Source organism: Cellulosimicrobium sp. I38E, from assembly GCF_001647255.1.
In the GTDB taxonomy this organism is placed as follows: domain Bacteria; phylum Actinomycetota; class Actinomycetes; order Actinomycetales; family Cellulomonadaceae; genus Cellulosimicrobium; species Cellulosimicrobium cellulans_E.
Map to the genome: position 1 here is coordinate 1 of NZ_LUAZ01000046.1, position 23,930 is coordinate 23,930.

17 protein-coding genes are annotated in these 23,930 nt (G+C 75.6%); 11 read left to right on the top strand and 6 right to left on the bottom strand.

What is annotated here, in order from left to right; all coding sequences use genetic code 11:
- A partial coding sequence (locus A0J59_RS14920; protein WP_369799784.1) for a phosphodiester glycosidase family protein occupies window positions 1-1,006 on the top strand: 1,006 nt, incomplete at its 5' end.
- Entirely contained in the window at window positions 1,006-2,169 is a 1,164-nt protein-coding gene (locus A0J59_RS14925) for a glycosyltransferase (RefSeq protein ID WP_082919066.1), read from the top strand. The genes A0J59_RS14920 and A0J59_RS14925, both read left to right, overlap by 1 nt.
- On the opposite strand, the gene A0J59_RS14930 is transcribed toward A0J59_RS14925, so the two are convergent.
- Window positions 2,078-4,930: a cation-transporting P-type ATPase gene (locus A0J59_RS14930; RefSeq protein ID WP_082919067.1), complete on the bottom strand. Its 2,853-nt coding sequence runs from the start codon at window positions 4,928-4,930 to the stop codon at window positions 2,078-2,080. The genes A0J59_RS14925 and A0J59_RS14930 overlap by 92 nt on opposite strands.
- Window positions 4,931-5,067: 137 nt before the next feature.
- Between A0J59_RS14930 and A0J59_RS14935 the strand changes: the two genes are divergently transcribed.
- The 3 genes from A0J59_RS14935 to A0J59_RS14945 all read left to right on the top strand — a co-directional run bounded on the left by A0J59_RS14935 (window position 5,068) and on the right by A0J59_RS14945 (window position 11,626).
- Window positions 5,068-8,427: a hypothetical protein gene (locus A0J59_RS14935; RefSeq protein WP_156533065.1), complete on the top strand. Its 3,360-nt coding sequence runs from the start codon at window positions 5,068-5,070 to the stop codon at window positions 8,425-8,427.
- A 9-nt stretch (window positions 8,428-8,436) separates the two neighbouring features.
- Window positions 8,437-9,315: an RNA methyltransferase gene (locus tag A0J59_RS14940; protein WP_064316626.1), complete on the top strand. Its 879-nt coding sequence runs from the start codon at window positions 8,437-8,439 to the stop codon at window positions 9,313-9,315.
- Between the two features lie 100 nt (window positions 9,316-9,415).
- Window positions 9,416-11,626, top strand: a complete 2,211-nt coding sequence (locus A0J59_RS14945; RefSeq protein ID WP_255365244.1) for an ATP-binding domain-containing protein — start codon at window positions 9,416-9,418, stop codon at window positions 11,624-11,626.
- 9 nt (window positions 11,627-11,635) lie between these two features.
- Here A0J59_RS14945 and A0J59_RS14950 read toward each other — a convergent pair whose 3' ends face one another.
- The 3 genes from A0J59_RS14950 to A0J59_RS14960 form a co-directional block, all read right to left on the bottom strand.
- Window positions 11,636-12,340 carry a triacylglycerol lipase gene (locus A0J59_RS14950; protein WP_047233127.1) on the bottom strand — a complete coding sequence of 235 codons (705 nt, stop codon included), beginning with the start codon at window positions 12,338-12,340 and terminating at the stop codon, window positions 11,636-11,638.
- Between the two features lie 198 nt (window positions 12,341-12,538).
- Entirely contained in the window at window positions 12,539-12,988 is a 450-nt protein-coding gene (locus tag A0J59_RS14955) for an SRPBCC family protein (RefSeq protein WP_064316627.1), read from the bottom strand.
- An 82-nt stretch (window positions 12,989-13,070) separates the two neighbouring features.
- Window positions 13,071-13,703, bottom strand: a complete 633-nt coding sequence (locus A0J59_RS14960) for a nucleotidyltransferase family protein (protein WP_064316628.1) — start codon at window positions 13,701-13,703, stop codon at window positions 13,071-13,073.
- A 128-nt stretch (window positions 13,704-13,831) separates the two neighbouring features.
- Here A0J59_RS14960 and A0J59_RS14965 point away from each other — a divergent pair, with 128 nt between their 5' ends.
- The 5 genes from A0J59_RS14965 to A0J59_RS14985 all read left to right on the top strand — a co-directional run bounded on the left by A0J59_RS14965 (window position 13,832) and on the right by A0J59_RS14985 (window position 20,129).
- Window positions 13,832-14,716, top strand: a complete 885-nt coding sequence (locus A0J59_RS14965) for an endonuclease/exonuclease/phosphatase family protein (RefSeq protein WP_082919070.1) — start codon at window positions 13,832-13,834, stop codon at window positions 14,714-14,716.
- An 82-nt stretch (window positions 14,717-14,798) separates the two neighbouring features.
- Window positions 14,799-15,659: an ABC transporter ATP-binding protein gene (locus A0J59_RS14970; protein WP_047233125.1), complete on the top strand. Its 861-nt coding sequence runs from the start codon at window positions 14,799-14,801 to the stop codon at window positions 15,657-15,659.
- A 111-nt stretch (window positions 15,660-15,770) separates the two neighbouring features.
- Window positions 15,771-16,772, top strand: coding sequence for an iron-siderophore ABC transporter substrate-binding protein (locus tag A0J59_RS14975; protein ID WP_064316630.1), 1,002 nt, complete (start codon window positions 15,771-15,773; stop codon window positions 16,770-16,772).
- Window positions 16,773-16,854: 82 nt separating this feature from the next.
- Window positions 16,855-19,056, top strand: a complete 2,202-nt coding sequence (locus A0J59_RS14980; RefSeq protein WP_255365246.1) for an iron ABC transporter permease — start codon at window positions 16,855-16,857, stop codon at window positions 19,054-19,056.
- 80 nt (window positions 19,057-19,136) lie between these two features.
- Complete coding sequence (locus A0J59_RS14985; RefSeq protein WP_082919068.1) at window positions 19,137-20,129, top strand: siderophore-interacting protein; 993 nt, start codon at window positions 19,137-19,139, stop codon at window positions 20,127-20,129.
- 16 nt (window positions 20,130-20,145) lie between these two features.
- Here the strand turns inward: A0J59_RS14985 and A0J59_RS21660 are convergent, their stop codons facing one another.
- Window positions 20,146-20,418 carry a hypothetical protein gene (locus A0J59_RS21660; protein WP_156533069.1) on the bottom strand — a complete coding sequence of 91 codons (273 nt, stop codon included), beginning with the start codon at window positions 20,416-20,418 and terminating at the stop codon, window positions 20,146-20,148.
- Between the two features lie 344 nt (window positions 20,419-20,762).
- Between A0J59_RS21660 and helR the strand changes: the two genes are divergently transcribed.
- Window positions 20,763-23,018 (top strand): RNA polymerase recycling motor ATPase HelR, encoded by a 2,256-nt coding sequence (helR, locus tag A0J59_RS14995; RefSeq protein ID WP_082919069.1) that lies wholly within the window; start codon window positions 20,763-20,765, stop codon window positions 23,016-23,018.
- 81 nt (window positions 23,019-23,099) lie between these two features.
- On the opposite strand, the gene A0J59_RS15000 is transcribed toward helR, so the two are convergent.
- Window positions 23,100-23,681 carry a YbaK/EbsC family protein gene (locus tag A0J59_RS15000; RefSeq protein ID WP_053371383.1) on the bottom strand — a complete coding sequence of 194 codons (582 nt, stop codon included), beginning with the start codon at window positions 23,679-23,681 and terminating at the stop codon, window positions 23,100-23,102.
- Between the last annotated feature and the right edge of the window lie 249 nt (window positions 23,682-23,930).

Consider the following 23,930-nt stretch of genomic DNA (forward strand, 5'->3'; position numbering starts at 1 on the left):
CGCCCCTCCCGCCCCGCCTGCCTCGTCCGCGCCGCCCGCGTCCCGGCGCCGACGACGGTGGCGTGCCGCGCTCGTCGCCGTCCTCGCCGTGCTGCTCCCGCTGGGAGGCGCCACGGCGTGGGCGCTGGACCGGTTCGTCGTCGAGCACGTCGAGATCGCCGACGTGTCGGCGTACGAGGCGTCGCAGGGCCTCGACGCGAGCGTGGCGTCGGACCCGGACACCACGGCGGACGACGGCGCGAGCACCGCGACCGTCGACGGCGACACGTACACGTCCGACGGCACGAGCATCACGGTCTCCCGGGTGACCACCGGATCGGACGACGACACCGTGACGTACTACGTGGCCGACGTCGTGCTCTCGGACATGACGGACCTGCGCTCCGCGTTCGCCCAGGACGCGTTCGGCACGAACATCACGGAGACGACGTCCGACATCGCCGCCGACCACGACGCCGTCCTCGCGATCAACGGCGACTACTACGGGTTCCGCGACACCGGCATCGTCATCCGCAACGGCGTCGTGTACCGGGACGAGGGCGCGCGCGAGGGCCTCGCGCTCTACCGCGACGGCCACGTCGAGGTCTACGACGAGGCGTCGACCGACGCGCAGAGCCTCGTCGACGCCGGGGTCTGGAACACGCTGTCGTTCGGGCCCGCGCTCGTCGAGGACGGCGAGGTCGTGGCCGGGATCGACGACGTCGAGGTCGACACGAACGTCGGGAACCACTCGATCCAGGGGGAGCAGCCGCGCACGGCGGTCGGGGTGGTCGACGAGAACCACCTCGTCCTCGTCGTCGTGGACGGGCGCCAGGAGGGCTACTCCCGCGGCGTGACCATGACGGAGCTCGCCGGGATCCTGCAGGACCTCGGCGCGACGACCGCGTACAACATCGACGGCGGCGGGTCCTCGACCCTGTACTTCGACGGCGAGGTCGTCAACAGCCCGTCGCAGGGTCGCGAGCGCGGCACGTCCGACGTGCTCTACGTCGCGGACGGTGCCTGATGGTGGCCGCGACCACGCACACCGCTGCCGCGGTGCCCGCTGCGCACGCCGCCCGGACCGCCGTCGTCGTCCCCGCGTACCAGCCCGACGCGCGGCTCGTCGCGCTCGTCGACGCGCTGCGGGCCGCGGTCCCCGGGCTGCCGGTCGTGGTGGTCGACGACGGCAGCGACCGGCGGTGCGGGGGAGTGTTCCGCGCGGTGCGGGCGCTGGGCGCCGTCGTGCTCACGGTGCCGGTGAACCGCGGGAAGGGCCACGCGCTGCGCACCGGCGTCCGGTGGGTGCGCGACCGGTTGCCCGGCCACGGCGTCGTGTGCGCCGACGCGGACGGGCAGCACACGGTCCTCGACGTGCTCCGCGTGGCGGCGCGGTCGCAGGCCGAGCCCGACGCCGTCGTGCTCGGCGCACGACGCTTCGCGGGCGACGTCCCGCTGCGCAGCCGCGTGGGCAACGCCGCGACGCGCTGGGCGTTCACGGCCGCGACGGGGACCCGCGTGCGCGACACCCAGACCGGGCTGCGCGCCTACGGGCCGGGCCTGCTCGACGACCTGCTCGCCGTGCGCGGCGACCGCTACGAGTACGAGCTGCGCGCGCTCCTCGACGCGACCCGCGCAGGCCGCCGGATCGTCGAGGTGGACGTGGCGACGGTCTACCTCGACGACAACGCGTCCTCCCACTTCCGGCCCGTCGCCGACTCGCTGCGCGTGTGGGCTCCGCTGCTGCGGTTCGCCGCGTCGTCGCTCGGGTCGGCCGCGGTCGACGTCGTCGCGCTGCTCGTGCTGCACGCGCTCACCGGGTCGCTCCTCGCGGCCGTGGTGGGCGCGCGCCTGCTCAGCGCGGGCGTCAACTTCGCCGTCAACCGTCGCCTCGTGTTCGCGGGCGGGCGCGACGTCCCGCTGCGCGCCGCCGTCGTGCGGTACGCGGCGCTCGCGGTCGTGCTGCTCGCGGCGAGCTACGGGCTGCTCGCGCTGCTGACCGGGCTCGGCGTGCCCCTCCTCGCGGCGAAGGTCGGCACCGATGCGGCCCTCTTCGCGACGAGCTACGAGGTGCAGCGGCGGGTCGTGTTCGCTCGCCTCACCCCTGGACGGCGCGCTGACCGGCGTCGTGCCGCTCGACGAGAGCGGGCACGTGGTCGCGCGCGGTCCAGCGCCGGCCGACCCACTTGATCACCTCGACGAGCAGGAAGACGACGAACGCGAGCCCGAGCGTCTTGCCCCACTCGACGACGTCGATGGGGGCCGAGTCGAACCAGGAGTGCATGAACGGCGCGTAGACGAACACGGCCTGGAGGGCGAGGAGCGTCACGGCCGAGATCCAGACCACCCGGTTGCCGCGCAGCACGTCGAGCGTGAGGCTCGACCGGTCGAGGAACCGGCAGTTGAACAGGTACGCGAGCTGGCCGAGCGCGAGCATCGTCACGGCCGTCGTCTGGGCCTCGGCGATCGGGACGCCCTGGGCCCGCTCGACGTAGAACAGCAGGATCGTCGCGCCGCCGATGAGGAGCGAGACGAGCAGGATGCGCCGCACGTACGCGCCGTCGAGGATCGACGCCTGGGGGTCGCGCGGGGCGCGGCGCATGACGTCGGGCTCCGCCTTCTCGTACGCGAGCGCGAGCGACAGCGTGACGGCGGTGATCATGTTGATCCACAGGACCTGGACCGGCTGGAGCGGCAGCGTGAGGCCGAACAGGACCGCGACGAGGATGACGAGCGACTGCGCGCCGTTGGTCGGCAGGAGGAAGAGCACGGACTTGCGGATGTTGTCGTAGATCCGCCGCCCCTCCTTCACCGCGCGCTCGATGGTCGCGAAGTTGTCGTCCGCGAGCACGACCTCCGCGGCCTCCTTGGTCGCCTCCGTGCCCTTGATGCCCATCGCGACGCCGACGTCCGCCTGGGTGAGCGCGGGAGCGTCGTTGACGCCGTCGCCCGTCATGGCGACGACCTCGCCGTGCGACTGGAGCGCGGAGACGATCCGGATCTTGTGCTCGGGGCTCGTGCGCGCGTACACGTCGACGTCGCGCACCACCTGGCGCAGCTTCTCCGTGCTCATCTCCTCGAGCTCGGGACCGGTCAGCACGGCGGGCGCGACGTTCTCGCCGGTCCCGTCGTGGGGGTCCACGATGCCCATCTCGCGGCCGATCGCGAGGGCCGTGCCCGCGTGGTCGCCCGTGATCATCTTCACGCGGATGCCCGCGTCGCGGCACTCCGCGATGGCCTCGATCGCCTCCGGTCGCGGCGGGTCGACGATGCCGACGAGCCCGCACAGCTCGAGGCCGTCCGCGACGTCGTCGACGTCGAGGTCCTCCGTGCCCTCTGCGGCCGTCCGGCGGGCGGCCGCGAGCACCCGAAGCCCGCGCCCGCCGAGCGCGTCGATCTGCGCGTCCCAGAACGCGCGGTCGAGCGGCTCGGTGCCGCCGTCCGCGCCGACCTGGGTCGTGCACCGGTCGAGCACGCGGTCCGGCGCGCCCTTGACGTGCACGTGCAGGCCGCCGTCGGGGTCCGCGTCGAGCGTCGCCATGAACTTGTTCTCGGACTCGAACGGCACGACGGCGACGCGCCGCCACCCCGTGGGGTCGACGCCGGCCTTCATGCCGAGCGTGCGCAGCGCGCCCTCGGTCGGCTCGCCCACGAGCCGCCAGCCGTCGGCGTCCGAGTCGTCGGGGACGATCCGCGCGTCGTTGCAGAGCATCATGACGGTCGCCAGGGCGGCGAGGTCGCGGTCGTCGGAGAGGTCCGCGTGCCGCTCGCCGTCGGTCTCGTCGAGCGTGACGTCGCCGACCGGGGCGTATCCCGCACCCGCGACCGCGAACGTGCGCCCGCTCGTGCGGACCGTGCGCGCCGTCATCTCGTTCTTGGTGAGCGTGCCCGTCTTGTCCGAGCAGATCGTCGTCACCGACCCGAGCGTCTCGACCGCGGGCAGCTTGCGCGTGATCGCGCGGCGGCGGGCCATCTGCTGCACGCCGAGCGCGAGCGTGATCGTCACGAGCGCGGGCAGGCCCTCCGGCACCGCGGCGACCGCGAACCCGATCGATGCCGAGATCAGCTCCGGGACGGTGAAGTCGTGGAAGACGCGGCCGATGATCACCATGACGACGGCCATCGCGAGGATGAGCACCGCGAGCAGCTTCCCGAACCGGTCGAGCTGCCGGGTGAGCGGCGTCGCGAGGCTGCGGACCTCGGAGATCATGGTCTGGATCCGGCCGATCTCCGTCGCGGTGCCCGTCGCGGTGACGACCCCGACGCCCTGCCCCGCGGCCACCAGCGTGCTCGAGAAGAGCATGCTCGACCGGTCGCCCACGCCCGCGTCCGCACCGACCGCGTCGACCTTCTTGGCCGCCGCGACCGACTCGCCCGTGAGCGCCGACTCCTCGACGCGCAGGTTCGTCGCCTGGATCAGCCGGACGTCCGCCGGGACCCGGTCGCCCGAGCGCACGCGCACGACGTCGCCCGGCACGACATCGTCGGCGTCCACGCGTGCCCACGCGCCGTCGCGCCGGACCTCCGCGTTGACCGACAGCATGTTGCGGATGCCCTCCAGCGCGCTCTCCGCGCGACCCTCCTGGATGAAGCCGATCGCCGCGTTGATCACCGCGACCGCGAGGATGACCGTGAAGTCGACCCAGTCGCCGAGGATCGCCTTGAGCACCGCCGAGACGAGCAGGATGTAGATGAGGACGTCGTCGAAGTGGACGAGGATCCGCTTCCACAGCGGGTCGCGCTGCGGCGGGGGCAGCCGGTTGGGCCCCACCTCCGCGAGCCGTGCCGCGGCGTCGGCGTTCGAGAGCCCGCCCGCGTCCGTGCCGAGCTCGGCCAGGACGTCGTCGGGCGGGCGCGACCACGGCGCGTCGAGCGTGCGCTCGGCGGTGCCCGCGGAGCTCGAGGAGACCGCCGTGGCGGGGGTCGGTGCAGCGTCCGGCGCGGATCCCATGACCCTATTCGACCCCCGATGCCCGGATCGCGCGAGAGACGAACGTCCGTCACGTCCGGGCGAACCGCCTCGTCCCTCTCTCTCAGGTGGCAGCGCCGCGCGGCGAGCCGCGCGACGCCGACGTCGGAGGTGGAGCGATGACGCACGCGGGCGCGGCGGGACAGAACGTCCTGGAGCTGCGGATCCACGGGGTGGCGAACACGCCGCCGCACGGCATGCTCGACCTTCCGCCGGGCGAGGTCGAGCAGTGCGACGGCGACGGTCTGGGCAGCTTCTGGGTGCCGACCGCCGCTGCGGACGCACGGGACCGTGCTCCGGGGACGCTCGCGTCCCCGGTCGGCGGCGGCGACCTCCACGCGATCCGCGCGGACGTGCGCCGCGAGGCGTACTCGTGGGGCGCGATGGCACGGTTCGGCGCGTTCCCTCTGGCCGGGCTCGTCGGCGCCGTCGCGCGCGGCGTGACGCGCGCGCTGTGGGCCCTGAACGTCCCGTTCGGCCTCGCGAACGTCGCCTACTGGGCGCGGCGCGTCCCGGGCGCCGAGGACGGCGCGGTGCACCACGCGCCCGTCCGGTCGTCGGGCGAGACCGTCCCGCGCGCCCGCCCCGAGCCGACCGCCGCGGCCGTCCGCGTCTTCGGTCTCGCGCTCACGCTCCTGCTCACCGCCGCGGTCACGACCGTCGCGGTCGTCATGGTGGGCGCCCGGTGCATGCGCCCGGGAGCCGACGGGACGGACACCGTCCAGGTCTGCGCGCGCGTGCCGTCGGTGCTGGACGGTCTCGCGCGCATGGCGCCGGGCGACCGTGCCGCCGTGCTCTCGCTCGTCCCGGTCGCCGCCGTCGTCGGCCTGGTCCTTCTCGCGCGCGCCGGGCAGGTCCGGTTCGACGAGCGCGTGTCGATCGCCCGCGCGGGGCAGCGCACCGGAGGGTCGGTCACCGGGCCGCTGCTGTACCGGGCGGGCTTCTGGAGCCGGCGGGTCGCCGGGCCGGCCGCGCTCCTGGCGCACCTCGGTGGCGCGGTCGCGCTCGTCGCCGTCCTCCTCGCGTGGACGAGCGACCGCGCCGCCGCCGGGACGGCCGTCGTGGCGGCCGGCACGGTCGTGCTCGGCCTGGCCGTCGTCGTCGTGGCCACGCGCAACGACGACGACGGCATCCAGGTGACCCCGCCACGCTGGAAGGGTGCGCTCGCCGTCGCGACCCTCGTGCTCGCCGTCGCCACGTGGGCTCTCGCGGCGTGGTCGAGCGCGCGGCGCGACGGCACCGGGACCACGGCGTACGTCGGGGTCGACGTCGCCCCGACCGTCCTGGGCGCCGTCCTCACCGGGATCGCCGCGGCGGGGCTCCTCTGGCGCCCGCGCGTCCCCGGGGCGGCACGACGGGCGCGCGTGCGGGTCGCGCTGTGGTCCGCGGTGCCCGTCGTCGTCACGGGCTGCCTCGGCGTCGTGGCCGTCGCGCGCCGGGCCACCCCGGAGGGAACCGTCGCCACGTACGGCGAGTCGACGACCCGGACGCTGATCCTCGTCGCCGTCGCGGCGCTCGCCGTCCCGCTCGTCGGCGCGCTCGGCCGGGCGGCGAGGCCGGTGCGGTCGCAGGGCGCGGACCGCTGGGTCGGTTGGCACGGGACGGGCCCCGGGGTCCTCCTGCTCGTGGCGACCGCGACCGCCGCGGTCCTCACGAGCCTCCTCGTCCTCGGCGTCCAGGTGTACCTCACCGGCGGACGCGCCACGCGGCCCGATTCCGCGGGGGCGCTGCTCGTCGACATCGTCCGGACCGTGCCCGGGTACGAGGACCTGCCCGTCCCCTCGGCGTACACCGAGTTCGGCATCGGTGCCGTCGTGCTCGGCGCGACCGCCGTCGTCGGGCTCCTCGTCCTCGCCGCGCCCGCGCTGCACGACCTCGTCCGGTCCTCGACGCGCTGGCTGCCGCGTGCCGTCGGCACGACGTCCGACGCCCTGGGCCCCACCGGGTGGGCCGCCGCCGTCCTGGCCGACGAGGAGCGGAAGCGGACCGCCGGCACGGAGCAGGGCGTGGCGGACATGCCCCTCGCCGTCCGCCGTGCCCTGCGGACGCGCCAGGTGGCCGCCGTCACCCACCGCGCCGAGATCGCCGTGGGTGTGCTCGCGCTCGCCTCGTGGACGACGCTCGTCGTGACCGTCCTGCTCGGGCGTCCGGGCGAGTCCGTCGCGGGCGTGTGGGTGCTCGGCGGGACGTGGCTCACCGACCTCTCCGTCCCGCTCGTCGGGGCGCTCGCGGCCGCGCTCGTCGCGAGCTTCGTCGCGGCGGGGTCCGACGGGTTCGCCCGGCCCTGGGGCCTGCTGTGGGACCTCATGTGCTTCCTGCCGCGCAGCGCGCACCCGTTCGGTCCGCCCTGCTACGCCGAGCGGACCGTCCCCGAGGTCGCCGCCCGGGTCGAGTCGTGGCTCGCCGCCGCGGACCTGCCGGTCGAGCAGCGCGCAGCGGCCGCACAGGGGCGTCGCGTCGTGCTCTCCGCGCACTCGCTGGGCGCGGTCATCGCGACGGCCGTCGTGCTCGGTCGAGCGGGCAACCCCGTCCGGACGGGCGGCACCCGCGAGCCCGCGCCCCGGACCGACGGCGACGGGCGCCTCGGCGTCGTCACCTACGGCGTCCAGCTGCGTGCGTACTTCGGGCGGTTCTTCCCGTCCCTCCTGGGACCGCAGGTGCTCGGCACCCCGCCGTGCGGCGCGCCCCGGTGGCGCGGGGACCCGTGGGTGCGGCAGACGTCGAGCGCGCGCTCGCTGCTGCGGGCCGCGCTGCTCGAGCTCCCGCTCCGGGAGCGACGGGGGGCGGTCGCGTCGCGCGAGATCGCCGCGCACGAGGAGCAGCGCGCGCGGGTCCGGGAGGCGCGCGCCGCGTGGCGCGCCGCCGTCGCGGCCGAGGCCGGCGAGCAGGGAGGAGACGGCCCGCTCGCGGTGCGGCGCGACGAGGTCGCGGCGACCGCGGAGCGGCTCGAGGACCAGCGTCGCGTCCTCGAGCGGTTCGAGAGCGCGATCGGGGACCCCGTCGCCGAGCGCGACCGCCAGGAGGCCGCGCGCGCGGCCGAGGCGGCATACCAGGATGCGCGGCAGGCGGGCACCCCGGGCGGTGAGCCGTTGACGAGCCTGCGGCGAGCCGCTGACGCCGCCTGGTCCGACGCCGTGCGCGGTACCGGCAGCACGCGGCTCGACCCCGCGTCGCCCACGCTCGTGCGGCTCCTGCGCAGCTCGGACGGAGGTCCCGCCTGGGTGAACCTCTGGCGTCGGACCGACTACCTCGGCTTCCCCGTGGTGTCGTACACCGCGAACGACGTCGACCGCGGCGCCGACGAGGTCGACCGCGGCGCGTACCTGTTCACCGTCGCGACGCACAGCACCTACTTCCGCGCCTGGGCCTACCACGAGGCGCTCGACACGGTGCTCGTCCGTCTCGGCGTGCCGGTCCCGGGCGGGGCGCGTGCGCGGGGCCAGGCCGCCGCACCGCAGGAGCCCGTCGCGGTCGGCTGATCGGGGACAATAGGGGCCGTGAGTTCCGAGACCCCGCACGTCGTGCACGTCACCGACCCTGCCGACGACCGCCTCGCGGACTACAACCGCCTGACCGACGTCGCGCTACGGTCCAAGCACGAGCCGGAGAAGGGGCTCTACATCGCGGAGAGCTCGACGGTCATCCGGCGTGCGCTCGCCGCCGGGCACCGGCCGCGGTCGTTCCTCATGGCCGAGCGCTGGCTCGACGACCTCGCCGACGACATCGCGGCGCTGCCCGTCGACGACGCGCCCGGCGGCACGGGCGAGCCGGTCCCGGTGTACGTGGGCGCGCCCGACGTCCTCGAGGCGATCACCGGGTTCCACCTGCACCGCGGTGCGCTGGCGGCGATGCACCGCCCGCCCCTCGCGACCGTCCACGACCTGCTCTCGGCGGCCCGCGGCGGCACCGGGGCGCGGCGCGTCGCGGTGCTGGAGGACATCGTCGACCACACCAACGTGGGCGCGATCTTCCGTTCGGCCGCCGCGCTGGGCGTGGACGCCGTGCTCGTCTCGCCGCGCTGCGCGGACCCGCTCTACCGGCGCTCGGTGCGCGTGAGCATGGGCACGGTGTTCCAGGTGCCGTGGACGCGGTTCGAGACCTGGCCGGGCGGGCTGGACGTGCTGCGCGGGGAGGGCTTCGTCGTCGCGGCGCTCGCGCTCGCCGACGACGCGGTGAGCCTCGACGACGTCGTGGCCGACCCGCCCGAGCGGCTCGCGCTCGTGCTCGGCACGGAGGGCGACGGCCTGTCGCGCGGTGCTATCGAGGCGGCCAACCAGGTCGTGACGATCCCCATGGCCGGGGGAGTGGACTCGCTCAACGTCGCCGCGGCGTCGGCGGTCGCGTTCTGGGCGACGCGCGTGCCCTGACCTCGACCTTCCGTCTCGGAGGACGGTGCCCGACGCCGGGAACAATCGGGCGTGGCGGCGCGTTGGGCCCGTGTCCGTACGTCGTACGAGAAGAGGTTCCGTGCCGGTCCAGCCCTCCCCGTCCCTGCCTGACACCGATCACCACGACCACCGCGGTCCTGCGACGCACGCCGTCGCCGAGGAGCAGCAGCACCTCGACGCCGCGCTCGCGCGCCGGTCCCAGCTCCTCGCGGAGCTCGACGCACAGCTCGCCCTTCCGGCCGACCCGGACCGTCCCGGAGCCGAGGACGTCGTCGAACGCTCCCGGCGCGCCGGCCTGCGCCGTCGGCGCACCGAGCTCGAGCGCGCGGAGAGCGGGCTCGTGTTCGGGCGCGTCGACGCCGTGGACGGCGTCACGCGCCACGTCGGGCGCGTCGGGATCGCCGCACCCGACGCCGACGCCGACCCGCTCGTCCTCGACTGGCGCGCCCCGGGTGCTCGCGCCTTCTACACCGCGACCGCGCGCGAGCCGCAGGGCCTCGCGCGGCGCCGGCACGTGCGGACCGCGGGCGACCGGGTCACCGGCGTGGACGACGAGCCGCTCGCCGGCTCGGCCCGCGGGCCGGACGGCGAGGACGGCCTCGTCGGCGAGGGGGCGCTCCTGGCCGCGCTGTCGGAGCGCCGCACGGGCCGCATGGGCACCGCGGTCGCGACCCTCCAGGTCGAGCAGGACGCGATCGTGCGCGCCCCGGCCGAGCAGACGCTCGTCGTGCAGGGCGGTCCGGGGACGGGCAAGACGGTCGTCGCGCTGCACCGGGTCGCGTACCTGCTGTTCACGCACCCGCACCTCGCGGAGCGGGGCGTGCTCCTGCTCGGCCCGTCCCCGCGGTTCCTCGAGTACGTGGCCCAGGTGCTGCCCGCGCTCGGCGAGACGGCGGTCGTGTCGGCCACGTGCGACACGCTCGTCCCCGGCGTCGCGCCGGAGCGCGGCGAGGACCGGGACGTGGCCGAGCTCAAGGGCCGCGCGCTGTGGCAGGACGTCGTCGCCCGGTACGCCGACTCCCTCGTCCCGGACGCCCGGGCGCTCACGGTGCGCCTCGACGGCGAGCCGCTCACGCTCGACGCCGCCCGGGTCGGGCAGGTCCTGCGCGCGGCCCGGGCGGGCGGCCGGAGCGTGCTCGCCGCGCGGCGCCGGGCCGTGGACCTCCTGCTCGACGCGCTCGTCGACGAGGCCGCGGCACGCCACGCGGAGCTGCTCGAACGCGTCGAGGAGGGGTACGAGGACGTCCTCGGGAAGCTCGACGCCGGCCTCGCCGCGCGCGACGACCGCGCCCCGACGACCGGCGCGCGCGGCGGCGACGTCGACGGCGAGCTGACCGAGGACGACCTCGAGCGCCTCCGCGGCGACCTCGCGCGCGAGGCCGGGTTCGCGGCCGTCGTCGACGCCTGGTGGCCCGTCGCGGACGCCCGCGCGGCGCTCGCGGACCTGCTGGGGGACGCCGCCCTGCTCGCGCGGCACGCGCCCGAGCTCTCGCCCGACGAGGTCCGCCGGGTGGTGGGCGAGCCTGCCGCGCTCGCGCCGAGCGACGTCCCGCTCCTCGACGCGCTCGCCGACGCGCTGGGCACCCCGGACGCCCCCGGCGAGCAGGGCGAGTTCCTCACGCAGCGCGCTTCGACGCGCCGCGACTGGGTCTACGGGCACGTCGTGGTCGACGAGGCGCAGGAGCTCTCGCCCATGCAGTGGCACATGGTGCTGCGCCGCTGCCCGACCCGGTCCGTGACCGCCGTCGGGGACGTCGACCAGACCGAGGCGCCGCACCGCCACACGGACTGGGCGGACGTCGTCGGCCCGGTCTTCGGGGACCGCTGGCACCGCGCGGACCTGACGATCTGCTACCGCACGCCGCGCGAGGTCATGGAGCTCGTGGGGCCCGTGCTGCGCGCGGCGGGCAGCCGCAACGCACCCCCACGCGCGGTGCGCGACGCGGGGGTCGAGCCGCGCGACGTCGTCGTGCCCGCCGGCACCGCTGGCGCGGCGCTGGGCACGGCCGTCGCCGCCGAGGTCGCGCGCCTCGCGGAGCGGTACGACGGCGGTTCGGTCGGTGTCGTGGCGCCGCGCCAGCGGCTGGCGCACCTGGGCGCCGCCGTGCGCGGGGTCCCCGTGCTCAGCACCTCGGAGGCGAAGGGGCTCGAGTGGGACGCGGTGGTCGTCGTCGACCCGGACGGCATCGCCGCCGAGCCGCGCGGCTGGAACGGCCTGTACGTCGCGATGACCCGCTGCACGCAGGAGCTCGCGCGCGTCACCGTCGGCGCGCCGTCCGGCCGGGTCTGAGGTCCCCGCTCAGTCGCGGGAGGTCGACCGGGCGAGCCGGTCGACCTCCCGCACCACGACCTCGACGAGCGACGGGTCGCCGAGCGGGAGGAAGTGGCCCGCGAGGGGCAGCTCGACGTTCCGCCCGCCCTCGAGCCGGCCCGTCTCGGGGATGTGCGGGTCGAAGCGCGGGTAGACGGCCGTGATGCGGGCGTCGACCTGGTGCTCCGCGGCGAGCGCGAGCAGCGCCGCGTCCCGTGGTGAGAACGCGCGCAGCGTGCGGCCCAGGAGGTAGCGCGCGTAGCTGGAGCCGTTGAACGGCGTCGCGACGGCGACCATGCCGGCCACGCGCGACCCGGCGGGCGAGAGCATGACACGCTTGCCCACGAGACCGCCCTTGCTGTGCGCGACGAGGACGACGTCGTGCAGGTCCGCCTCCACGAGGAAGGCGGTGGTGCGGTCGGCCGCCTCGGCGAACGGGCGCCGGTTGTACCCGAGGCCGGGCACCGCGTGCACGGGGTGCCCGGCCCGCGCGAGCGCCGTCGCCACGGGCGCGAGGAGCTGCCACGTCTCGTAGACCCCCGGCAGCAGCACGACGGGGTCGCGGCCGCCCGGGCCGCGCGGGACGGGACGTCGCGGCCGGACGACGCCCGCGACCTGGCGCGCCGCCACGTACGCGTAGTCCGCCGCGCGGTCGCGCAGCCGCAGCGTCCCGGCCCACCGGGGCGCCCTCACGCGATCCCTCCCGCGGCGAGGACGGCCGCGTCGACGGTGTCCGGTCCCGAGCGGGTCGGGGCGTGCGCGGTCATCGCACCAGGATGGCGGGCGGGTCGGCCTCGCGCGCGGCAGCCGCCGGACGCGACGGAGCGGGCCCGGGGACCCGGACCCGCTCCGTCATGTCGCCGGTGGCCGGCGGGGCTGCGCGTCGGGGCGTCAGCCGACGTCTCCGCGCCAGGCGCCCGTCTCGGTCCCGCGCGACTCGATGAACTCCTTGAACCGCGCGAGGTCACCCTTGACGCGGCGCTCGTCGAGCTGGAGGACGTCGCCGACCTTCTCCACGACACCCTCGGGCGACCAGTCGAGCTGGACGGTCACGCGGGTCTGCGTGTCGTTCAGCCGGTGGAACGTGACGACGCCCGCGTGGTCCGGGCCGGACGTGCTGTTCCACGCGACGCGCTCGTCCGGGTGCTGCTCCGTGATCTCCGCGTCGAACTCGCGCTCGACACCGCCGATCTTCGTCCTCCAGTGCGTGTGCGTCGGGTCGAGCTGCCGGATCTCCTCCACGCCCTCCATGAAGCGGGGGAACTCCTCGAACTGCGTCCACTGGTCGTAGGCCGTGCGGACGGGGACGTCGACGTCGATCGACTGGGTGACCGTGCTCATCGGTGTGACCTCCTGAGGTAGCGGGCGGTACCTCTTCACCCTGTCCGGGGTCTGGTTCGCTCGCGCGTCGAACGCGCCCCGCTCACTCGAGGGCGTTCGACGGGTCCCCGGACGCCGGTTCTGCCGACGCACGGCGCCCGCCGAGCGAGGCGTCCTCCATCTGCTCCGCGTCCACGACGCCGAGCTCGTCGAGGAGGAAGAGGAACGCGCGCGCGTACGGGTTGTCCTCGACCCTCGCGCGGACCTCGGGCCAGTCGATCTGCTCGCGCATCGCGCGCGCGACGGGCAGCAGCCGCGAGAAGTCGCAGTAGTGCTCGCCGACGACGCGCAGCTTCGACGTCATGATCTCGGTCGCCGAGAGCACGGGCATGCGAACCGCGAGCACCTCGAGCTCGTCGGTCCGGGCGAGGAGGTCGTCGTCGATCGGCTCGCCGACCATCCGGTAGAGGATGTCGATGAGCTCCCCGCCGTGGTACGCCTTGAAGAGCCAGTTCTCCGTCGGCTCCGTGATCTCGAGCCCGGCGGCGCGCAGCACCTCGCGTGCGCGGTCCACGTCGACCTCGCGGATCGCGAAGTCGGCGTCGTGGCTCGGCTCCGGCGCGCCGCGCGCCCACGCGGCGTACCCGCCGACGAGGGCGTGCGGGATCTCCGCCTCGGCGAGCGCCGCGGCGGTCATGCGGAGGCCGTCGTGCAGCGCGTCCCTGTCGTCCACCATGCCCAGGGTCTACACCACCCGCGGTGCGCTGGCACGTCGCGCGGCCCTCCGACGCGCGCCGTCCGTGGCGCGGCGTCGACCGTCCCGAGCGCGTGCGACCCCGCGCCGCCGTGCCCAGAATCGGGAGGGTGCGCCTCGCGACGTTCAACATCCTGCACGGGCGGTCGCTCGTCGACGACCGGGTCGACGTCGACCGCTTCGCCGGCGCCGTCCGCGCTCTCGACCCGGACGTGCTCGCGCTCCAGGAGGTGGACCGGGACCAGCCGCGCTCGCACCGCGCCGACCTCACGGCGGTCGCGGCGGAGGCGGCGGGCGCCGTCGAGCACCGGTTCGTCGCGACGCTCGTCGGCGAGCCCGGCGTGTGGACCGCGCCGACGGGGGAGCACCAGCCGGGCCGAGCGGCCTACGGGATCGCGGTCGTGAGCCGGTTCCCCGTCTCGGCATGGCGCACGGTCCTGCTGCCCGCGCCCCGCACGCGCGTCCCGGTCCGGTTCCCCGGCAGCCGCCTGCCGACGCTCGTGCGCGACGAGCCGCGCGCGGCGCTCGTGGCGCGTGTCGAGGCCCCGGGCGGTCCGCTGACCGTCGCGTGCACGCACCTGACGTTCGTGCCCGGGCGCAACCTCACCCAGCTCGTGCGGCTCACCCGGTCGCTCGCCGCGGAGACCCCGGACGGCGAGCCGGTCGTGCTGCTCGGCGACCTCAACATCGACGCCCCGCAGGCGGCCCGCACGAGCGGGTGGCGACCGTTGGCCTCGGCCGCGACGTTCCCGGTCGGCGAGCCCGCACGCCAGCTCGACCACGTGCTCGCCCACGGCGCCGTGCGCGCGACGGAGCCCGGGGTCGCGGTCGACACCGGCCTGTCCGACCATCGCGCGCTCGTGGTCCCCGTGGCCCTGGGCGGGGAGCACCACGCCTCCCCGACGCGCGCCCACGCAGCCGACGAGGACCATGCGCCCCCGACGGCCGCCGTGGGCGAGCCGCGTCGGCGCCCCGCGCGGACGGTCGAGGACTGACGCGGGCGCGTCGCCCGTGAACCGCGTCACACGCGTCGGAGGGGCTGGTTCCGACAGGGCGGCATAGATTAGCCTCACCTATGTGAGTGCACCCTCAGTTGTCCCGAGCCCGGTCGCCGCGACCGGAGCCCCGGCGCTCGCCGGGCACGACCTGCGGCTGTCCTACGACGCGCGCACCGTCGTGCACGGCGCCGCTCTGGAGCTCGCACCGGGGGCCGTCACGGCCCTGATCGGGCCCAACGGCTCGGGCAAGTCGACGCTCCTGCGCTCGCTCGCGCGGCTGCACCGCCCCGACGCCGGGACCGTGGCGCTCGACGACGCGCCCGACGCGCTCGCCCTGCACCCCAAGGACTTCGCCCGGCGGGTGACGCTGCTGTCGCAGAGCCGGCCCACGCCGTCGGGCGTGAGCGTGCGCGACGTCGTCGCCTACGGGCGCCACCCCTACCGCGGCCGGTTCCGCTCGAACGACCCCGACGGCCCGCGCGCGATCACGCACGCCATGGACGTCACGGGCATCACCGCGATGGCCGACCGTGGCGTCGACGAGCTCTCCGGCGGCGAGCTGCAGCGCGTGTGGCTCGCGACGTGCCTCGCGCAGGACACGCAGGTGCTCCTGCTCGACGAACCGACGACGTACCTCGACCTGCGCTACCAGGTCGAGCTGCTGGACCTCGTGCGCGACCTCGCCACGGAGCACGGCGTGGCCGTCGGCGTCGTGCTGCACGACCTCAACCAGGCGGCCGCCGTCGCCGACCGCGTCGTCCTGCTCCACGCGGGCGTCGTGCGCGCCACGGGACCCGCCGACGCCGTCCTGACGTCCGAGCTGCTCACCGAGGTATACGGCATCCACGTCGACGTCTACACGCACCCCCTCACGGGGCGCACGTGCTGCGAGCCGCTCGGGCGGCACGCCGCGCGCCTCGACACCGCCGTCCTCGTCTGACCCGCACCACCCCGACGTACCTCCACGACCCCTCGCCCGGCCCCGACGCGCGGCCACCGGCCCCGCCCCGACGGAGCACGCCCGGGCACCGACCGAACCCGAAGGACACCCATGCGCTCGACCACCCGTTCCCTCGCCGCGGGCGCCCTCGCGCTCGCCACGGCGCTCGCGCTCACCGCGTGCGGCACGACCGAGGACCCCGCGGCCGCGGACGACGCCGCCGACGCGACGACCGACGCGGCGTCCGGCCCCGTCACCGTCACCGACGAGCGCGGCGAGGTCACGCTCGACGCCCCGGCGACCGACATCGTCTCGCTCGAGTGGGGCCTCACGGAGAACCTCGTCGCGCTCGGCGTCGAGCCCGTCGGCCAGGCCGACGTCGAGGGCTACAACACGTGGGACACGGTCGCGCCGATCGACGCGAGCACGCCCGACGTCGGCACGCGCGGCGAGCCCAGCCTCGACGCGATCTCCGCGCTCGAGCCGGACCTGGTCGTCACGACGACGGACCTGCCCGAGAACGTCATCGCCCAGATCGAGGAGGTCGCGCCGGTGCTCACGCTGCGCGGCTCCGACGGCGAGGACCCGATCGGCTACATGCGCTCCACGGTCGAGACGCTCGGCACGGTGACGGGCCGCGAGGACGAGGCCGCCGCGGCGCTCGAGACCTACGACGCGAAGATCGCCGAGGCCACCGCGGCGCTCGACGAGGCGGGCCTCGCCGGGGCCGAGTTCACGATGGCCGACGGCTGGGTGACGAACGGCGCCGTCTCGATCCGCATGTACACGCCGGGCTCGTTCTTCGGCGCCATCGGCGAGGAGATCGGCCTCGTCAACGCCTGGACCGAGGGCGGCGACCCGGACTACGGCCTCGCGCAGACCGACGTCGAGGGCCTGACCCAGCTCGGCGACGTGCAGTTCCTCTACGTCGCGAGCGAGTCCGAGGCCAACCCGTTCGAGGAGGGCCTCGCCGGCAACGCCGTGTGGGAGCAGCTCCCGTTCGTCACGGCCGGGAACGTGCACCGTCTGCCCGACGGCATCTGGATGTTCGGTGGCCCGCTGTCCGCCGCGGCCTACGCCGACGCGGTCGTGGACGCGCTGACGGCCGCCTGAGACCCCTCCGCACCACCACCGGGCGCGGCCGCGCCCGGACGACGAGAAGGCTGACGAGAACCACAGTGCTGACGAGGACACCGTGACGCGGCGCGAGCAGCGCACGACGGCGGAGCCGGACACCCTCCTCCTGGAGGACCCGGCTCCGGCCGTCGTCCCGGGCAGCGACGGGACCGTCGACGGCGGGTGCGCGAGCGACGGCACCGGCACGGCGACGACCGTGCCCCGCCCGAGGACGTCTCGCCTCGGGATCGCGGGGGCGTTCGTGGTGGCGGTCGTCGTCGCGGCGGTGCTCGCCGCCGTGCACCTCACGCAGGGCACGGCCGACGTCGGCCCGCTCGACCTGCTGCGCCTGGCGACCGGGGGCGACGGCGTCGACCAGACGGTCGCCGTCCTCGTCGCCTCGCGCGTGCCGCGGCTCCTGGCGGGCCTGCTGCTGGGCGTCGCGCTCGGCGTCGCCGGTGCGGTGCTTCAGTCGGTCGCGCGCAACCCGCTCGCGTCGCCCGACACCCTCGCGGTCAACGCGGGCGCCTACCTCACGGTCGTCGTCGTCGCCGCGTTCGGCATCTCGATCCCGTTCTACCTCCAGGGCGGGCTGGCCTTCCTCGGCGGGCTGGCCGCGGCCGGGCTCGTGCTCGTCCTCGCGCGCGGCGGCGCCGACGGCCCGACCCGGCTCGTGCTCGCCGGGTCGGCGATCATGCTCGCGCTGCACTCCCTGACGATGGTCCTCCTCGTGCTGTTCGAGCAGGAGACGATGGGCCTGTTCGCGTGGGGGAGCGGGTCCATCGTCCAGTCGGGCACGCGCACGGTCTCGATGGCGACGCCCGTCGTCGTGGTCGGCGTCCTCGCCGCGCTCCTCCTCTCCCGCCGCCTCGACCTCCTCGGTCTCGGGGACGACGCCGCGACCGTCCTCGGCGTCGACGTGCGCCGCACGCGCGTCCTGTCCGTCCTCGTGGCCGTCCTCCTGGCCTCGATCGCGGTGACGGTCGCGGGACCGGTCGGCTTCGTCGGACTCGCCGCACCGGTCGTGGCGCGGCTCGTCGCGCGCCGGGTGCCCGGGCTCGGGCGGCACGTGCTGCTCCTGCCGTTCGCGGCGATCGTCGGGGTGGTCGTCGTCCTGGGCGCCGACGTGCTGCTCCGCCTGCTGCTGCCGGGCATGCTGTCCATCGCCGTGCCGACCGGCATCGTGACGACCGTCCTCGGCGCGATCCTCCTCATCTGGCTCGCGCGGCGCTTGCGCGACTCCGGGCCGGCGTCGTCGCGCGGCGCGCACGGGTCGCTGTCCCGACCGCGCTCGCGACGGGCCGTGCTCGTGGTCGTCGTCGTCCTGTCGCTCGCCGTCGCCGCGGCCGCGGTCGCGGGCCTGCTTCTCGGCGACCGGGTCGTGCTGCTGGGCGACGTGGCCAACTGGTGGAACGGGCTCGCCGGACGGCACGTGACGTTCGTCCTCGACCAGCGCTTCCCGCGCGTCCTCGCTGCGCTCCTGGCCGGTGCGGCGCTCGCGCTCGCCGGGACGATCGTGCAGGCCGTGTGCCGCAACCCGCTCGCCGAGCCCAGCCTGCTCGGCGTGACGTCGGGCGCCGGGCTCGGGGCCGTGACGATGATCCTCCTCGTCCCCGGCGTCGGGATCTGGCCCATGTCCGCCGCGGCGGCCATCGGGGCATTCGCGGTGTTCGGCCTCGTGTACGGGCTCTCCTACCGCGGCGGGCTCAGCTCCGACCGGCTCGTGCTCATCGGCATCGGCGCCCAGGCCGGGGTCATGGCGCTCATCACGCTCCTCGTGGTCGTCGTCGCGCCGTGGGACGTGAACCTCGCGCTCACGTGGCTCTCGGGCTCCACGTACGGGCGCACGCTCGAGCAGCTCATCCCCGTCGCGCTCGCGCTGCTCGTGCTCACGCCGCTGGCCGCCGTCTACCGCCGCGACCTCGACGTGCTGGCGCTCGACGACGACACCCCGCGCGTCCTCGGCGTCGCGCTCGACCGCACGCGCCTGCTGCTGCTCGCGGCTGCGGCGCTGCTCACGGCCGCGGCCGTGTGCGCGATCGGGGCGCTCGCGTTCGTGGGCCTCGTCGCGCCGCACGCCGCACGGGCGCTGGTCGGCGCGCGGCACGGCCGGGTCGTCCCGGTCGCGATGCTGCTCGGCGCGCTCCTGGTGTCCGTCGCGGACACGCTCGGCCGCGTCGTCATCGCCCCCGAGCAGATCCCCGCGGGCCTCGGCACGGCCCTCCTGGGCGCGCCGTACTTCGTCTACCTGCTGTGGCGCAGCCGCGGTCGGGGAGCGTGACGCGTCTCACGGTGCCGGAGCCGGGTCCGCGTCCCGGACAGGTTGACCCCGGTGAGGGTGCGTAGGTTAGCCTCACCTGTGTGAGCCAGACCGTCGTCGCACCCCGCACCCGAGCCCGTCGCCCCGTCGCTCGGGCGACCGCGCCGTGGCGCTTCTTCGACGTCGAGGTGGCGCGCGTCGAGCAGCTCACGCCCAGCTTCCGCCGGTTCACGTTCACCGGCCCCGAGCTCGACCTCTTCGGAGACCCGGGCCTCGACGTGCGGATCAAGTTCGTGCTCCCCGCGCCCGACGGCGGCTACGAGCACCTCGTGCGCGACGCCAAGTCCTGGTACGCCGCGTGGCGCGACCAGCCGGAGGAGCGCCGCAACCCGCTGCGCACCTACACGACCGTCGCGGTGCGCCCCGAGGCGCGCGAGGTCGACGTGGACGTCGTGCTGCACGGCGACGCCGGCCCCGCGTCGCGCTGGGCGCTCGCCGCCGAGGTCGGCACGCCGCTCGTCCTGCTCGGCCCGGACGCCACGTTCGACGGTCCGGCCGGCGGCATCGAGTTCCGCCCGCCGACGCGCCCGCACGCGCTCCTGCTCGCGGGCGACGAGACCGCGCTGCCCGCCATCGCGGCGATCTGCGAGGACCTGCCCGCCGACGCGTGGGGCGAGGTCTACGTCGAGGTGCCGCACGTGGGCGACGCGCGCGACCTCGTCACGCCGCCCGGGGTGCGCGTGACGTTCCTGGCCCGCGACGACGCCCCCGGCGGGGAGCGCGACGCCCATGGCGCGCGCCTCGTGCCCGCCGTCAAGGACGCCGCCGAGCGCATCCTCGGCGCGGGCGTCCTCGGGACCGACCCGCCCGCCCAGTGCCGCACGGCCGAGGACCTCGAGGACGTCGACGTCGACGCGTCGATCCTCTGGGAGGTCCCCGGGCTGCTCGAGGAGGACACCGTCCTCTACGCGTGGCTCGCGGGCGAGGCGAGCGCGATCAAGACGCTGCGCCGCCACCTCGTCACCGACCTCGGCGTCGACCGCCGCGCCGTCGCGTTCATGGGCTACTGGCGAGAGGGCCGCGCCGAGAGCTGACCCGCTCCGGCGTCGCTCAGTACGGCGTCGTCGTCTCCCACCGGAGGCGGGGTTGCCATGGCATGGACAGGACGAGGGCACGCAATCCTTCGAATGCGTCCTCCAGTACCGCTCCGTCCCCCGTCGTGACCCGGTAGCGGCGCACGCCACGGCCTGAACCCACCTCGATCGTGCCGTCGACGGCGGCCTGGACCACCGCGTCGATCGTCGCCACGCTCGACGAGGCTCGGGGAAGTTCCCACCCCGGGCATCGATCGACCCCGACGACGACGCCGTCCGCGTCGTGCATGACCCAGACCTCGGCCGCTCCTTCAGCCCGGGGCGCGATCGAGAACCCCTCCGCGCCGCCGTCCTCCTGGGGCAGAGAGACCTCGGCGCGACCGCGGAGCTGCTCCCTCCAGCGCAGGGCGAGATCGCGGAGAGCGGGAGTGGTCTCGTCCGCAGGCAAGGGCACGGAGGGTTTCATGCGCACAGGGTCGCACGGAAAAAGGGAGGCCCACGGCCTCCCTCCCTTTCCAAGGTATAGCGCACGGGGGGTCTTGCGGCAAGGGCCCCCTGGGGGCGCAGAATCTCCGTTCGTGCGTGGGCCGTCGTCGGCCCGCGCCGTCCCCGCTGGACCTCGGACCGGAGCTGATGACGTTGCCCGACGCCCCCGTGACCGCCGACCGCTCGACCGACCGTCCCACCCCCAGGCCCGCACGGGTCTTCGACCTCCCCGACCGCCTGGCCGCGAAGGCCGACCCCGCGCTCGTCGACGCCGACGAGCGGCACTTCGCCGCCATCGCGGCGAGCCTCGAGCACTCCGTCGCGGACCTCTCGCAGCGCCTCGACGCGGCGCGCCGCGCGCCCGGCGGGAGCGGGACCGGGGCGCTCGAGCGCGACCAGGAGATCCACCGGCTCAGCAGCCGGCTGCGGCTGCTCCAGCGCTACGGCGTGGACCTGTGCCTGGGTCGCATGACCTTCGCCGACGGGTCGGAGCCCGTGTACGTCGGCCGCGTGGGCCTCACGGACCCGGCGGGGGAGCGGCTGCTCGTCGACTGGCGCTCGCCCGCCGCCGAGCCGTACTTCGCGGCGACGCCCGCGCACCCGCTCGGCCTCGCGGCGCGCCGCCGGTACCGGTGGGCGCGCGGCCGCGTCACCGACTACTGGGACGAGGAGCTCGTGCTCGACGGCGCGGGGTCGGGCGCGGCGCTCGACGACCAGTCGGCGTTCGTCGCGAGCCTCGGTGCGAGCCGGTCGCCGCGCATGCGCGACGTGCTCGGCACGATCCAGGCGGACCAGGACGCGATCGTGCGCGCGGGCTCGCGCGGCGCGCTCGTCGTCGACGGCGGCCCCGGCACGGGCAAGACCGTCGTGGCGCTGCACCGCGCGGCCTACCTGCTCTACGCCGACCCCCGGGTGGGCGAGGGCCACGGGGGCGTCCTCGTCGTCGGGCCGAGCCGCCCGTACCTCGCGTACGTGGCCGACGTGCTGCCGGGGCTCGGCGAGGAGGGCGTGCAGACGTGCACGCTCCGGGACCTCGTCCCGGAGGGCGCCGCGGCGCGCGAGGAGACCGACCCCGAGGTCGCCCGGCTCAAGGCGTCCACCGAGCTCGTCGCCGCGATCGAGCCGGCGGTGCGCTTCTCCGAGCGCCCACCGACCGAGGGGATGGAGGTCGAGACGCCGTGGGCCGACGTCTGGCTCTCCACCGCCGACTGGGCGGAGGCGTTCGAGTCCGTGGACCCCGGCACCCCGCACAACGAGGCGCGCGACGACGTCTGGGCCGCGCTCGTCGAGATCCTCGTTGACAAGGCGTGCGGGGGCGCCGCGGAGGACGGCGTGGACCTCGACGCCCACGACGTGCGCCGTGCCCTGCGCGGCCACCGCGCGCTCGGTGCCGCGTTCGACCGCGCGTGGCCGCTCGTCGAGGCGACGGACCTCGTGGCCGACCTGTGGTCGGTGCCCGCCTACCTGCGCCTGTGCGCGCCGTCGCTCACGCCCGAGGAGGTGCGCGCGCTCCAGCGCCCGGACGCGCAGGCCTGGACGACGGCGGACCTGCCGCTGCTCGACGCCGCCCGGCAGCGCCTGGGCGACCCGGGGGCGTCGCGTCGCCGTCGCCGCAACGCGGCGGCCGCGGCGGCCGAGCGGGCCCGCATGGACGACGTCGTCGACCACCTCGTCGCGTCCGACGACAGCGAGCTCATGGTCATGACGATGCTCAAGGGGCAGGACCTGCGCGACGCGCTCGTCGACGAGGGGGCGATGGTCACGGCGACGCCCGACCGGCTCGCCGGCCCGTTCGCGCACGTCGTCGTGGACGAGGCGCAGGAGCTGACCGACGCCGAGTGGCAGATGGTGCTGAGCCGCTGCCCGTCCCGCAGCGTCACGGTGGTGGGGGACCGCGCGCAGGCGCGTCACGGGTTCGCGGAGGGGTGGAGCGAGCGGCTCGGGCGCGTCGGGTTCGACCGGGTCGCGGAGGCGTCGCTGAGCGTCAACTACCGCACGCCGCAGGAGGTCATGGCGGCGGCGGAGCCCGTCATCCGGGCCGCGCTCCCGGACGCCAACGTCCCGACATCGGTCCGCAGCACGGGCGTGCCGGTCGCCTACGGCGCGGTCGCGGACCTCGACGGGGTGCTCGACGGCTGGCTCGCCGAGCACGCCGAGGGCACGGCCTGCGTGATCGGTGGCACGGGGTCCGTCGCGGTGTCGACCGAGTCGGTCTCGGCGCGGCTCGGCGAGGAGGGGGCGTCGCGCGTGCAGGTGCTCACGCCCGAGACGGCGAAGGGCCTCGAGTTCGACCTCGTCGTCCTCGTGGACCCGCAGGGATTCGGCGACGGCGTCGAGGGCGCCGTGGACCGCTACGTCGCGATGACGCGCGCGACGCAGCGGCTCGTCGTCCTCGAACGCTGACGATCCCCCGCCGAGCACGACATGGAGGTCGTCAGGAGGCCCGTGGCGACCGTCATGTCGTGCTCGGCAGGGTGGGGCGGGTCAGGCGACCGGGACGGCCAGGTCCTCGACGACCTCGACGCCGCGCAGGCGGCCCAGCAGGTCGCCGGGGAGCAGCAGCTTCGAGCGCCGCACGCCGCTGCCGATCAGCGCGAGCTCACCGTCCGTCACGACGCGTGAGTCGACGAGCACGCGCCACCCGTCCGGGAGCCCGACGGGCGTGATGCCGCCGTACTCCATCCCGGACTCGGCCGTCGCGCGGTCGGTCGGCAGGAACGACGCCTTGCGCACGTCGAGCAGCTTGCGGATGCGCGTGTTGACGTCGGCGCGCGTGTGCGCGCGCACCACGGCGGCGGCGATCCGCTCGTCGCCCGCGCGTGCACCGCCCACGACGACGCAGTTCGCCGACGCCTCGACGGGCAGGTCGAACGCGGCGTTGAGCGTCGCGGTGTCCGCGAGGTCGGGATCGATCTCCGTCACGGCGACGAGCGCCGCGACGTCCGGGTCGGCCTCGGCCCAGCGGCGCAGCGCGTCCGCGGTCACGGGGGCGACGAGGTCGAGGTGGTCGAGCGCCGGCTCCCAGGTGAGCGAGCCGAGCGTGGGCAGGGTCGTGCGGGCGTCCATGGCGTCAGCCTGCCATCCGGCAGGGCATCGTGCGGGGAGGGCCGGATGCCGAGCAGGCGCCTGCTCTCGCCGGGCATGCGCTCGTGGCTCGTGGCTCGTGGCTCGTGGCTCGTGCCGCACGCCGGACGGACTGCGACCCCAGGTTCGGCAGGGAGGAGGTTCAGGTAGAGGTCGAGGGTTGGGGTCAACCTTCGATCGACGGTCGAGAGTTGCGGCGGGCATCTCGGACGAAGCCGACGGCTCTCACCT